This window comes from Pseudomonas sp. NPDC090203, from assembly GCF_044746765.1.
Classification (GTDB): domain Bacteria; phylum Pseudomonadota; class Gammaproteobacteria; order Pseudomonadales; family Pseudomonadaceae; genus Aquipseudomonas; species Aquipseudomonas putida_AD.
The window spans coordinates 64,186-76,888 of record NZ_JBIVCV010000013.1; the positions used below are offsets into that span (position 1 = coordinate 64,186).

Sequence of the window (12,703 nt, forward strand, 5' to 3'; positions counted from 1 at the left end):
GACGTTTACGCCATTTTTGATGCCCGAGGGCTACAAATGACTTCGCTTCTCGATGTCGCTGAAATGCTGAAGGACGCCCGCCGTGATGCGCGGCTGAGTCAAGTAGCTATTGCAGATCGGGCAGGCGTGTCTCGATCGACAGTCGCCAGGATGGAAACTATGGCCAGGGGTGATATGAGCGTTTCTGCACTCGTGCGACTTCTGGAAGCAGCGGGGTATGACCTGAAATTGGTCAAGACTGGTCATCAGCGAACTGTCGAGGACATCCTTGCCGAGCAACGCTGCGGAGTTGCCTGACATTTCCACAATTGACTTGGTCAGCCTTGGACTGCCCGTCACTTGAAGTCGTTGGCCGCTAGTAACTATGTAATCGATTTCCGCGCTCGGCATGCTTGAGTCGACTAAGAATCTCCGAGGCCGCTAGATCATAGAAAGTAAGGAGGGACTCATGTTGGTCTTCGACTGCACCCAAGCGGCCTGCGAATTCTTCTCTGGCAAAGTGAAAGGCGAACTGGTCAGCCGCGTCGAGCCGGCCTCAGCAGCTAGCTTGCTGTCCACTGACAGGGAAAATATCGAGCGATGGCAGCTGCACACGACCAAGTTTGGTAAAACCAACATTCTCGTCGCGATGCATGTCGAAACCCGCTACGCAATGCTCTTCGTTGGCCTTAAGCGCAATGACGTCGACGGTTTTCTCCGTCAGTTCATTCCCCGCTATTTAGGCGGCATGGAGCTTATGGCGCTGAACATGGGATTGGTGATGCCACCTGAGGCGGAACTGAATCGGCATGTCAATGAATGGGCAGACACTCTTGAGGATGTACATTTTTACAAACGTGGTGATCGAAGCGTCCAGGCTCACATCAACGACGTCCTGTATCTCGCCGCGCATGAGGCATATGAAGGGCCAGGACTGCCCATCGAGCTTGGTGGCCTCGTTGAGTTTGATGGGATTGCCAACAGATTCCTGAGATCAATCAAAGGGGGTGATTATTTCCGGCCAGCAGAAACTGCTTTCCAGAAAGCCTACAGGCATTTGGGGATAGGCATGGAGCCGGAGGAGGTGGCGCAGGCACACCAACGATGGTTTGCTGGCAAGTGAGGATGTGCTCATGAGCCTTGCCCGATGCAGGGCAGCGATAGCCAACCAATGGATCGATTGATTAGCGGCGTTCCTTTTCCATCCGAATGATTTCGACCTGAGAGACAAATTAAAAAGCCGGCTTGTGGCCGGCTTCTCGGTGACAGGTTTGGTTAGTTTTTGGCTAACCGCACCCGTCCGCAAAAGTGCGCGCTGCAAGGAGGCGCTTGTAAGGTAGACCGGGCGTGTCACAGGGGACGGTGCCGGGTCGATCACCCATCCGCGGGTAGCCGATGGGTGTTGAAACGAAGGCGTGCAGGATACTCATGTTCTGCGCTGATGCCCAGCCTTGATGGGCTGCCATTTGTCTCTTGCTGTTGCGCATCAGGGCATGGTGGCGGGGTGGCGGCGGTTGTTGAGGGTGGACCACCAGAAGATCCAGCCCAGGATCTGGATGTGCTGTTCCTGTATCTGTTCGGCGCTGAAAATCTCGTCGGGGTATTCGCCGGCGTTGTGGCTGCGCAGGCGCAGGCTGCCGCCTGGCAGGCGATAGAGGTATTTCACGCGCAGCATGCCGGCGTGTTCGAGGGCGTACATTTCGCCGTCGATGACGTTGGTGCGGCCTCGGTCGACGCCGATGAGGGAGCCGTCCTGGATCTTGTCCGCCATGCTGTTGCCGACCATGGCGATGCAGATGGCGTTGTGCAGTTCGACGTCCATGGCTTCCAGGACGCGGCGGGATAACCGCACTTTGTGGTTGGGAATTTCGCTGACGGCGGTTTGCCCGGGGTTCTGGGTTTGAAGTTCGGTATAGACGGGCATGTCCAGCTCTTCCCGAACGTGGCCGCGCGCAGGAGGCGTGCGGGACATGCGATCGTGGCCGTTTTTTTCGCGGCCTTCTCCCGGGTGTTTCGGGCCGTCGCCTGTGCGCAGCCATCGTGCGTTGACGCTGAGCAGTTCGGCGACTTCCTCCATGCGTGCCATGGGGATGCCGCGTTTGAACCAGTTGTTCACGTGTTGCGGCGTCACCTTGCGGTTGGCGGCGAAGTCTGTGGCGGAGAGATGGCACTCCCGCAGAAGGACGCGTAGTCGATCACCTGATGTATTCATGGATCGAATTTTACGGACAGTTCAAGTTTGTTTAAATGAACGAAGTGTTCAAATGCGTCAAGCATCAAACTTGAAGTTGACGTTAGGGATTACAACGTTCGAATGAAGTTGTAGGGCATGTCGTTCACTGTTTCTTTTGCGCTCAACAATCCATGCGCCCGGACAAAAGTACCTGTTTTCAAAGGCGTTCCGTGAATCGCCCGATCTAGAGCCTCAAGTCGTCCGTTATCAGGTGCGATGCGGCGAAGTTTTATTGCCAATGAGCCTGCGGCGTTTTATTCGGATAAACGGCAAGACTTTACCCACTAAACTTTAAACATTCAGGGCAAAAAAGTTGCGGGAGTGATGCTGGAGAAAGGTGTCAGGGGGAGAGGCATACAGGCAGGAGGGTGCCACCTGCGAAGCGGCGAGCGCTTCGCAGGGAGCGAACCGGATCAGCCCTTGTAGGCAGCGGCCGATTTGGTGATGGCTTCGCGAGCGGCATCAGCGCCGGCCCAGCCTTCGATCTTGACCCATTTGCCTTTTTCGAGATCTTTGTAGTTCGCGAAGAAGTGCTCGATCTGCTGGATCAGCAGCGGCGGCAGGTCGGTGTATTCCTTCACGTCGACGTACAGCTGGGACAGCTTGTCGTGAGGAACTGCGATGACTTTGGCATCGCCGCCGCCGTCGTCGGTCATGTTCAGTACGCCAACCGGACGGGCGCGGATGACCGAGCCTGGTGCGACCGGGTATGGAGTCACGACCAGCACGTCGAGGGGGTCACCGTCGTCGGCCAGGGTGTTGGGAATGAAACCGTAGTTGGCCGGGTAGAACATCGGGGTGGCCATGAAACGGTCAACGAACAGGCAGTCGCTATCCTTGTCGATTTCGTACTTGATCGGCGCGTGGTTGGCCGGGATCTCGATGGCGACGTAGATGTCATTCGGCAGGTCTTTACCGGCCGGAATTTTGCTGTAGCTCATTGGGCTTTGCCCCCTTGGTTGACCATTGCTGAATCTGGCGTGCAACGCCAAAAAGTGGCCGGATTATAGGCATATTTGGTAACCGTTACCATTACACCCATCGGTCCTGGACCTTGTCTTGAGCCTCATAGACAGGCTTGCAGGCCTAAAGTGCTGCCTGAAGCGCCGTAAGCCGCGCCAGAGGGTCCTGCCGGTAGAACGCCTTGAGCTGCCGATAGACGTCCGGATAGGCCTCGACCAGCAAATCCGGGGCGCTGAAGAAGTACTCGCTAGTGACTGCAAAGAACTCGGCCGGGTTTTCCGCAGCGTAGGGGTCGATGGCCGTTTCGGCGTCGGGGTCGGCGTCCAGCTGGCGATTGAGGTCATCGAAGGCGCCTTGCATGGCGCTGGCCCAGTCGCTGATGCGCATGTCGCTGTGCAGCGGAGGCAGGCCGTTGGCGTCGCCGCCCAGCATGTCGAGTTTGTGCGCCAGTTCGTGGATCGGCAGGTTGTACGCCTCCCAACCGCCGCTGGACAGCACCCCCGGCCAGGCGAGAATCACCGGGCCCTGGCTCCAAGCTTCGCCGCTGTGCTCGCCATCCCACTCGTGTTCGATGCCGCTGGCGTCGCGGTGTTTCTGCGGGCTGATGAAGTCATCGCCATAGAGGATGATTTCGTGAAAGCCGCGATACCAGTCCAGGTCGTCCAGCGCCAGCAACGGCAACTGGGCCTGCGCCGCCAGGAACAGGCAGGACTCGTCGTCCAGTTCGACGCCTTCCAGCGCGGTCAGGGTCTTGGCTTGCAGAAACAGGATGCAGCTGTCGAGCAGGCGGCGATCCTCTTCGGCGCTGAGGCCGTCGAGGATCGGCAAACGCTCGCGCACCCGGCCCCAGAGTTCAGGGGCGACCTGGTGACGTGCCAGCGTGCGGCGCTTGAGCCAGTTGCCAAACGGCCACATGGTTCAGCGCGCTGTGGCGGAACGGCCCATGCGGCTGCGGACCAGGCCAATGATCATCGGCAGCAGCGAGATCAGGATGATGACCAGCACCAGCAAGGTCAGGTTCTTCTTGATGAACGGGATGTTGCCGAAGAAGTAGCCCAGGGTCACCAGGCTGCCGACCCACAGGATCGAACCCAGCACGCTGAAACTGACGAAGCGCAGGTAGTTCATCTTGCCCAGGCCCGCAACGAACGGGGCGAAGGTGCGGATGATCGGCAGGAAGCGCGCCAGGGTCACGGTCTTGCCGCCATGGCGCTCGTAGAACTCGTGGGTCTTGGTCAGGTAGTCGCGGCGGAAGATCTTCGAATTGGGGTTCTTGAACAGCTTGTCGCCCACCGTTCGGCCAATGACGTAGTTGGTGCTGTCGCCGATGATCGCAGCCGCCATCAGCAGCCCGGCCAGCACGACAGGGTCCAGGCCGCCACCGGCTGCCACCGCGCCTGCGATGAACAGCAGCGAGTCACCCGGCAGGAACGGCGTCACCACAAGGCCGGTCTCGCAGAAGATCACCAGGAACAGGATCGCGTAGACCCAGGTGCCGTAGTTGGTCACCAGCATGTCCAGGTAGACGTCCAGGTGGAGAATGATATCGATCGGGTTGAAATCCATGTACGGCACCTGATGATGAGACCCGGTCCGGGTCAGTGGAAAGAGGTGAGGTGGGCCGCATTATAGAGGGAAGAATCGGGGTGTTGCTGGGACTGTGTGCAGATTGAAACGTTTGGTATTGATGGAACACATCTTCCGTAGGAGCGCGCTTGCCCGCGACGGCGGCGTGTCAGACGGCAAATCGTCCCCAGCCAGATCGCCATCGCGGGCAAGCGCGCTCCTACGGGTGCGGGAACCTCAATTGATCGGCAACACGTAGTTCTTGAATTGGGTATCTTCACGAAATCCGATGGATTCGTAGACTTTCTGTGCCACTTCGTTGTTGGCGCTGGTGGACACGCGCATGCGCACGGCCTGGGTTTCGCGGGCCATCTTCTTGGCTTTCTGGATCAGGTGATCGGCGACCAGTTGGCGGCGGGCGTCTTCGGCGACGTAGATGTCGTTGAGGATCCACACGCGCTTGAGCGACAGCGAGGAATAGCTGGGGTAGAGCTGGCAGAAGCCCAGCAACTTGCTGTCGTCATCCATCGGTAGCGCCAGGTAGATCACCGACTCTTCGCGGCGCAGGCGTTTTTCCAGGAAGTCACGGGAGGAATCGGGGTAGGGCAGTTCGCCGTAGAACTCGCGGTATTTGACGAACAGAGGGGTCAACAGGTCCAGGTGCTCCAGGGTGGCTTGAATGATCCGCATGGTTGGGCCTCAGCTTCATTGTGCAATGCATGAAAGGGGGAGGACGCCTGGCACTGGGACAGACGGTTTCGACTTTGCCCAAGCGCTTTAGAAAGTGCAATCCAAAAGCGCTGCTCTCGCCGCACCGTACCCTGTAGGAGTGAGCTTGCTCGCGATAGCGGCAGACCATTGGCGTTGTGGTGGTAGGCAGGCAACCATCGCGAGCAAGCTCACTCCTACAGGAATGTGGTGGCGGTTAAAAAAAAACGGCCTCCGAAGAGGCCGTCATCTGACTGCTGTCACTGGATCAGAAGAAGCCCAGCGGGTTGATGTCGTAGCTCACCAGCAGGTTTTTGGTCTGCTGGTAGTGTTCGAGCGCGACTTTGTGGGTTTCGCGGCCGACGCCGGATTTTTTGTAACCACCGAATGCAGCGTGGGCTGGATACAGGTGGTAGCAGTTGGTCCACACGCGGCCAGCCTTGATGGCGCGGCCCACGCGGTAGGCGCGGTTGATGTCGCGGGTCCACACGCCGGCACCGAGGCCGAACTCGGTGTCGTTGGCGATGGCGACGGCTTCGGCTTCATCCTTGAAGGTGGTCACGCTGACCACCGGGCCAAAGATTTCTTCCTGGAACACGCGCATCTTGTTGTTGCCGCGCAGCAGGGTCGGCTGGATGTAGTAGCCGGTCGCCAGCGAGCCTTCCAGCTTCTCGACCTTGCCACCGGTCAGCAGCTCGGCGCCTTCGCCCTGGGCGATGTCGAGGTAGGAAAGGATCTTGTCGAATTGTTGCTGCGATGCCTGGGCGCCGACCATGGTGTCGGTATCCAGCGGGTCGCCGCGCTTGATCTTCAGGACCTTCTTCATCACCGCTTCCATGAACTGCGGGTAGATGGACTCCTGAACCAGGCAGCGCGATGGGCAGGTGCAGACTTCGCCCTGGTTGAAGAACGCCAGCACCACGCCTTCGGCGGCCTTGTCGATGAACTCGGGCTCGGCGCTCATCACGTCTTCGAAGTAGATGTTCGGCGACTTGCCGCCCAGCTCCACGGTGGACGGGATGATGCTGTCGGCCGCCAGTTTCATGATGTGCGAGCCCACAGGCGTTGAGCCGGTGAACGCGATCTTGGCGATGCGTTTGCTGCTCGCCAGTGCTTCACCGGCTTCGCGGCCATAGCCTTGCACCACGTTGAGCACGCCTTTTGGCAGCAGGTCGCCGATCAGTTCCAGCAGGACGGTAATGCCCAGCGGGGTTTGTTCGGCAGGTTTGAGCACGACGCAGTTGCCCGCAGCCAGGGCCGGCGCGAGCTTCCAGGCGGCCATCAGGATCGGGAAGTTCCACGGGATGATCTGGCCGACGACGCCCAGCGGCTCATGGATGTGGTAGGCCACGGTGTTGCCGTCGATTTCGGCGGCGGACCCTTCCTGGGCACGCAGCACACCTGCGAAATAACGGAAGTGGTCCACAGCCAGCGGGATGTCGGCGTTGAGGGTTTCACGCACGGCCTTGCCGTTGTCCCATGTCTCGGTCACGGCCAGCAGTTCGAGGTTCTGCTCGATGCGGTCGGCGATTTTCAGCAGGGTCAGCGAGCGTTCCTGAACGGAAGTCTTGCCCCACGCATCGGCAGCGGCGTGGGCGGCATCCAGGGCTTTATCGATGTCTTCGGCAGTCGAGCGAGGGAATTCGGCGATCAGTTTGCCGGTGATAGGCGAGGTGTTTTCAAAATACTGGCCTTTGACCGGCGGCACGAATTCGCCACCGATGTAGTTGCCGTATTTGGTCTTGAAGGTAACGATCGAGCCTTCAGTACCGGGATGGGCATAACGCATGGTGAATATCTCCTTGCTCTTGTGATTGTGTGGGGATAACGCGCTGCTGCGCTTGATTAAAGCGTAGAGCAAAGCGCGGGCCACTGCCGTGCGGTGCCCGGTTTACAAGGGTTTTGCCGAAAAATCAGACGCTTGGCTGCTGTCGATGTGCCAGTTGCGGGACGGGCAGAGTGACACTTTGTATCGAATGTGGGACAGCTCGGCGGGCAGGCCCGTGCCAAGGATTGCAATAAGGGAGGGCCTGGAGGATGCTGGTTCGCAAGCATGCACAGGAACAACAAGAAAATGCATAGCAACCACCTAACCCGCCATGCCCGGCAAGTCCTGACATTCGCCCAGGGCAAGGCCGATCACCGCTACGGCCCTGGCGCCGACCCTTCCATCGCCCGCTCCTGGCAGCGTTGTCTTGACGACTATCACCTGGACCCCGCACAGGCCATGGCGCCCACCGTGCTGGAGCATGCCCGGGTGCTGGAAAGCCGCGAACGCCTGCAACAAGTGCTGACCATCGCCGGTGGCGAGATGAACAGCCTGCACCAGCAATTGTCGGGCGGTAATGCGGTGCTGTTGACCGACGCGCGAGGGGTCATCCTCAATTGCGTGACCCAGGACGGCGAGCGCAAGATCTTCGAGCGCGCCGGTTTGTGGCTGGGCGCGGACTGGAGCGAAGCGCGGGAGGGCACCAACGGCATCGGTACGTGCCTGGTGGAGCGGCAATCGGTGACGATCCACCGCGATGAGCATTTTCGCGGGCGGCATACCGGGCTGACCTGCTCGGCCAGTCCGGTGTTCGATCCTCATGGCGATCTGCTGGCGGTGCTGGATGTGTCGTCGGCGCGGCACGATGTGTCTCGCCAGAGCCAGTTTCACACCATGGCGCTGGTCAATCTGTCGGCAAAAACAATCGAAAGCAGTTACTTCCTGCGGCATTTCGACGATCAGTGGCTGCTGCGTTTTCACCTGCAGGCTGGCGCCGTCGGGCTGTTCAACGAAGGGCTGCTGGCGTTCGACGGCGAAGGGCGGGTCAGGGCGCTGAACCAGAGCGCGTTGAACATGCTGAGCCTGGGCCGCGCCGATCTGATTGGCCAGCCGGTCGAGGCATTGTTCGATTGTTCCCTGGACCAACTCTTGAGCCGCGCCTCGCCCGATGCAGCCGCCAGTTGGCCACTGCGAACCCGAGACGGCCGTGGTTTTTTCGCCGTGCTGCGTGGGCAGGCTCAGCCGGTGCTGAAGGGGGTTAGCGCGCCTGTTGTCAGCAAGCCGCTAGAGAAGCCTGCGTTGAGTGGTATCTGCCTGGGCGATCCTTCGCTGCAGGCCGACTTTCGTCGCGCCTTGAAGGTATTCGAGCGTGATGTGCCGCTGTTGATCAACGGTGAAACCGGCTCGGGCAAGGAAGCGTTCGCCAAGGCCGTGCATCAGGCCAGTGGCCGCTCGCACCAGCCATTCGTTGCACTCAACTGCGCCGCCATTCCGGAAAGCCTGATCGAAAGCGAGTTGTTCGGTTATCGCGGCGGCAGTTTCACCGGCGCGCGCAAGGAAGGCATGCGCGGCAAGTTGCAGCAGGCCGATGGTGGCACCCTGTTTCTCGATGAGATCGGCGACATGCCGGTGGCGCTGCAGACACGGCTCCTGCGCGTTCTGGAAGACCGTCTGGTGGTGCCCATCGGCGGTGAGCCGCAGTCTGTGGATGTACGAATCATCAGCGCTACCCACCGCAATCTCTTGGGACGGGTGGAGGACGGCAGTTTTCGCGAAGACCTCTACTACCGGCTCAACGGCCTGGAAATCGCCCTGCCGGCATTAAGAGAACGCAGCGACAAGGCGCAGTTGATGGACTTCCTGCTGGAGGAAGAGGCGGGTGGCCAGCAGGTGGTGATCGACGCCGAGGCCCGGCAGGCGCTGCTCGATTTTCCCTGGCCGGGCAATGTGCGGCAGATGCGCAATGTGTTGCGCACGCTGGCGGCGCTCGCTGAGGATGAAAAAGTCTGCCATGCCGACTTGCCACTGGTAATCCGCCAGGGCGCGGTGAAGAAGGATGTCGCCGCGAAACCCGAGGACTCGCCACTCGATTGTGCCGAGCGTTCTGCGTTGATCGAGATACTGGAGGCGCAGCGTTGGCACATGACACATGCTGCCCAGGAATTGGGCGTCAGCCGTAATACCTTGTATAGAAAGCTGCGCAAGCACGGGATTGCCCGTTAGCCATCCGCAACTGTAGGAGCGCGCTTGCCCGCGAAAGCGTTGTATCAGCCGCCTTCGATGTATCTGATGCACCGCCGTCGCGGGCAAGCGCGCTCCTACAGGCGGAATCGCTGTGCCGATTGAACTGTGCGAACCGACCCTCTCTAAGCTAACCTGCGCGAATGTTTTAAGAGGTCGGTCATGCACATTCATATTCTGGGTATCTGCGGTACGTTCATGGGTTCGCTGGCGGTGCTCGCCAAGGATCTGGGCCATAAAGTCACGGGCTCCGATGCCAACGTCTATCCGCCGATGAGCACGCAGCTCCAGGCACAGGGCATCGAGCTGATGCAAGGGTACGACCCTTCGCACCTTGAGCCTGCGCCGGATCTGGTGGTGGTCGGCAATGCGATGTCCCGTGGCAACCCGGCCGTGGAATACGTCCTGAACAAGGGTCTGCCCTATGTCTCCGGCCCGCAGTGGCTGGCCGATCACGTGCTGCGTGGTCGCTGGGTGCTGGCGGTCGCTGGCACTCACGGCAAGACCACCACCAGCAGCATGCTCGCCTGGGTGCTGGAGCACGCAGGCATGAGCCCGGGCTTTCTGATTGGCGGTGTTCCGCAGAACTTTGCAGTGTCTGCGCGCCTGGGCGACACGCCGTTCTTCGTGGTCGAGGCCGACGAGTACGACAGCGCGTTCTTCGACAAGCGCTCGAAGTTCGTCCATTACGGCCCGCGCACCGCGATTCTCAACAATCTTGAGTTCGATCACGCTGACATCTTCCCGGATCTGCCGGCCATCGAGCGGCAATTCCACCATCTGGTGCGTACCATCCCGAGCGAAGGCCTGGTGATTCATCCGACCACCGAGCCGGCCCTTGAGCGCGTGATCCAGATGGGCTGCTGGACCCCGGTGCAGACCACCGGGCAGGGCGGCCAGTGGCAGGCGAAGCTGCTGCGCGAGGACGGCTCCAGGTTCGAAGTGATCTTCGAAGGCGTCGCTCAAGGCGTGGTCGATTGGGACATGACCGGCCAGCACAACGTTGCCAACGCCCTGGCCACGCTGGCAGCGGCGCGGCATGTGGGCGTCGTACCGCAGCAAGGCGTCGAAGCCCTGAGCGCATTCAAGAGCGTTAAGCGGCGCATGGAGAAGGTCGCCGAAGTGCGCGGCATTACCATCTACGACGACTTCGCTCACCACCCGACCGCTATCGCCACCACGCTGGACGGCCTGCGCAAGAAGGTGGGCGACTCGCCGATCATCGCTGTGGTCGAACCGCGTTCGAACTCGATGAAGCTCGGTGCGCACCGCGACGGCTTGCCGGAAAGCGTCGATCAGGCTGATCAGGTGGTCTGGTACGCGCCGGCCAATCTGGGCTGGGACCTGGCCGCGACCGCCGCGCTGTGCAAGACGCCTTCGGTGGTCTGCGACTCCCTTGAAGCCATCATCGAGCGCGTGAAAAGCCAGGCCCAGCCCGGCACCCACGTGGTCATCATGAGCAACGGCGGCTTCGGCGGGCTGCACGGCAAACTGGCCGAGGCGCTGAAATGAGCGGTCCGGAGCGCATCACCCTGGCGATGACCGGCGCGTCCGGGGCGCAGTATGGTCTGCGCCTGCTCGATTGCCTGGTGCGTGAAGATCGGGAAGTGCACTTCCTGATCTCCAAGGCCGCGCAGTTGGTGATGGCCACCGAAACCGATGTCACCTTGCCGCCCAAGCCGCAGATGATGCAGGCGTTCCTCACCGAATACACCGGCGCCGCCGATGGCCAGATTCGGGTGTACGGCAAGGAGGACTGGATGTCTCCGGTGGCCTCGGGGTCCGGCTCACCCGCGGCGATGGTGGTGGTGCCGTGCTCGACGGGCACTTTGTCGGCCATCGCCACCGGCGCCTGCAATAATCTGATCGAACGCGCCGCCGACGTGACTCTCAAGGAGCGCCGTCAGTTGATTCTGGTGCCCCGCGAGGCGCCGTTCTCCAGTATTCATCTGGAGAACATGCTGAAACTGTCGAACATGGGCGCGGTGATTCTGCCGGCTTCGCCGGGTTTCTATCACCAGCCACAGACCATCGATGATCTGGTGGATTTCGTCGTGGCGCGCATTCTCAACTTGCTCAACATCCCGCAGGACATGCTGCCGCGCTGGGGTGAACATCATTTGGGCGCCGATGAATAAGAAGCTGTTTGTGCTGACCCTCGGGTTGCTGCTGGCCACGGGATGCTCGACTGTGCGCACCCTGGATGCCAACCAGCCCGGCGCGCCGGTGGTGTACTCCGGCACGCGGCTGGACCTGTATGCGATTCAGGGCGGCTGTTGCGAGAAAGACCGCTTCGGCGCCGAAGCTCCGAAATACCCGATGCTGGATCTGCCGGGCAGCGCGCTGCTGGATACGGTGCTGTTGCCGTTGTCGATCCTGACGGCGTTGGGGGTGGGCTTCCAGGCCTCGGGCGGGATGTAGTGCCTGTAGGAGCGCGCTTGCCCGCGATGGCGGTATGTCCAGGCAGCATAGATCCCGCAGATACACCGCAATCGCGGGCAAGCGCGCTCCTACAGGGGGAATGCCTACTTACCCAACCGGCGCAACTCATCGGACTCCACGATCCGCACCCCGTCCTGTTCTTCCAGCGCCAGGCGCCACAGCGCCCTTGCCAGTTGGCAGGCTTCGATGCCGCCGTATTTGCCGGGAATCAGCTTAGCGATAGGCGCGGCCAGTTGCTCTACCAGGCGCTGATCGGCGCGCTCGCCCAGCAGCAGTGACGGGCGGGCGATGGTCAGTTGGGGCCAGTTCTGGTCCCTGAGCGCGGCTTCCATTTCGCCTTTGACGCGGCTGTAGAAGATGCTTGATTCAGGATCGGCATTCACCGCGCTGACGACCAACAGATGCCGCGCGCCCAGTTCACGGGCGCGTCTGCCAAAGGCCACGACCATGTCCATGTCCACGGCGCGAAAGGCGTCTTGCGAGCCGGCCTGCTTGATGGTGCTGCCCAGACAGCAAAAGGCGATGTCCACTCGCCCGCCCAGTTCTGCGAGCAGTGAGGTGAAGTCGCCTACAGGGTTTTCCAGATGCGGATGTTCGGCCAGCGGCCTACGGCTAGGTGCCAGCACGCGGCTGACAGTGGGTTCGCTGAGCAGACGGTCGAGCAGGTGTTCGCCTGTCAATCCCGTGGCTCCGGCAAGCAGGATGTGTTGCGGCGTCAAGTACATGGTCTTTCTCCCTTGATACGACACAAGCATAGGCGCTCTAACGCAACAGACTGTCCACCGACATTGCTGGTTTCACAA

13 protein-coding genes are annotated in these 12,703 nt (G+C 60.6%); 6 read left to right on the forward strand and 7 right to left on the reverse strand.

Going from position 1 to position 12,703, the window contains the following annotated elements:
- Nucleotides 1-36: 36 nt before the first annotated feature.
- Together ACIPO9_RS21455 and ACIPO9_RS21460 are read left to right on the forward strand one after the other, a co-directional pair.
- Entirely contained in the window at nucleotides 37-297 is a 261-nt protein-coding gene (locus ACIPO9_RS21455; protein ID WP_400783367.1) for a helix-turn-helix domain-containing protein, read from the forward strand.
- Nucleotides 298-448: 151 nt separating this feature from the next.
- A complete protein-coding gene (locus ACIPO9_RS21460) occupies nucleotides 449-1,102 on the forward strand; it encodes a DUF6933 domain-containing protein (protein WP_400783369.1) in 654 nt (217 codons plus the stop codon).
- Between the two features lie 363 nt (nucleotides 1,103-1,465).
- Here the strand turns inward: ACIPO9_RS21460 and ACIPO9_RS21465 are convergent, their stop codons facing one another.
- From ACIPO9_RS21465 to ACIPO9_RS21490, 6 genes are all read right to left on the reverse strand, one after another.
- Complete coding sequence (locus ACIPO9_RS21465; protein WP_337993918.1) at nucleotides 1,466-2,191, reverse strand: XRE family transcriptional regulator; 726 nt, start codon at nucleotides 2,189-2,191, stop codon at nucleotides 1,466-1,468.
- A 434-nt stretch (nucleotides 2,192-2,625) separates the two neighbouring features.
- Entirely contained in the window at nucleotides 2,626-3,153 is a 528-nt protein-coding gene (gene ppa / locus ACIPO9_RS21470; RefSeq protein ID WP_274136284.1) for an inorganic diphosphatase, read from the reverse strand.
- Nucleotides 3,154-3,298: 145 nt separating this feature from the next.
- Entirely contained in the window at nucleotides 3,299-4,090 is a 792-nt protein-coding gene (locus tag ACIPO9_RS21475; RefSeq protein WP_400783371.1) for a zinc-dependent peptidase, read from the reverse strand.
- Nucleotides 4,091-4,093: 3 nt separating this feature from the next.
- Nucleotides 4,094-4,741 carry a DedA family protein gene (locus ACIPO9_RS21480; protein WP_274136286.1) on the reverse strand — a complete coding sequence of 216 codons (648 nt, stop codon included), beginning with the start codon at nucleotides 4,739-4,741 and terminating at the stop codon, nucleotides 4,094-4,096.
- A gap of 237 nt (nucleotides 4,742-4,978) precedes the next feature.
- Nucleotides 4,979-5,431: a GNAT family N-acetyltransferase gene (locus tag ACIPO9_RS21485; protein WP_400783372.1), complete on the reverse strand. Its 453-nt coding sequence runs from the start codon at nucleotides 5,429-5,431 to the stop codon at nucleotides 4,979-4,981.
- 286 nt (nucleotides 5,432-5,717) lie between these two features.
- Nucleotides 5,718-7,238, reverse strand: coding sequence for an aldehyde dehydrogenase family protein (locus ACIPO9_RS21490; RefSeq protein WP_274136289.1), 1,521 nt, complete (start codon nucleotides 7,236-7,238; stop codon nucleotides 5,718-5,720).
- A 285-nt stretch (nucleotides 7,239-7,523) separates the two neighbouring features.
- On the opposite strand from ACIPO9_RS21490, the gene ACIPO9_RS21495 reads away from it, so the two are divergent.
- From ACIPO9_RS21495 to ACIPO9_RS21510, 4 genes are all read left to right on the forward strand, one after another.
- Complete coding sequence (locus ACIPO9_RS21495; RefSeq protein WP_400783374.1) at nucleotides 7,524-9,440, forward strand: sigma-54-dependent Fis family transcriptional regulator; 1,917 nt, start codon at nucleotides 7,524-7,526, stop codon at nucleotides 9,438-9,440.
- A 180-nt stretch (nucleotides 9,441-9,620) separates the two neighbouring features.
- Nucleotides 9,621-10,970 carry a UDP-N-acetylmuramate:L-alanyl-gamma-D-glutamyl-meso-diaminopimelate ligase gene (gene mpl, locus ACIPO9_RS21500; RefSeq protein ID WP_274136291.1) on the forward strand — a complete coding sequence of 450 codons (1,350 nt, stop codon included), beginning with the start codon at nucleotides 9,621-9,623 and terminating at the stop codon, nucleotides 10,968-10,970.
- Entirely contained in the window at nucleotides 10,967-11,596 is a 630-nt protein-coding gene (ubiX, locus tag ACIPO9_RS21505; protein WP_400609055.1) for a flavin prenyltransferase UbiX, read from the forward strand. The genes mpl and ubiX overlap by 4 nt, the downstream gene beginning before the upstream one ends.
- Nucleotides 11,589-11,879 (forward strand): YceK/YidQ family lipoprotein, encoded by a 291-nt coding sequence (locus ACIPO9_RS21510; RefSeq protein WP_400783375.1) that lies wholly within the window; start codon nucleotides 11,589-11,591, stop codon nucleotides 11,877-11,879. The genes ubiX and ACIPO9_RS21510 overlap by 8 nt, the downstream gene beginning before the upstream one ends.
- Nucleotides 11,880-11,983: 104 nt before the next feature.
- Here ACIPO9_RS21510 and ACIPO9_RS21515 read toward each other — a convergent pair whose 3' ends face one another.
- A complete protein-coding gene (locus ACIPO9_RS21515) occupies nucleotides 11,984-12,625 on the reverse strand; it encodes an oxidoreductase (RefSeq protein ID WP_274136295.1) in 642 nt (213 codons plus the stop codon).
- Between the last annotated feature and the right edge of the window lie 78 nt (nucleotides 12,626-12,703).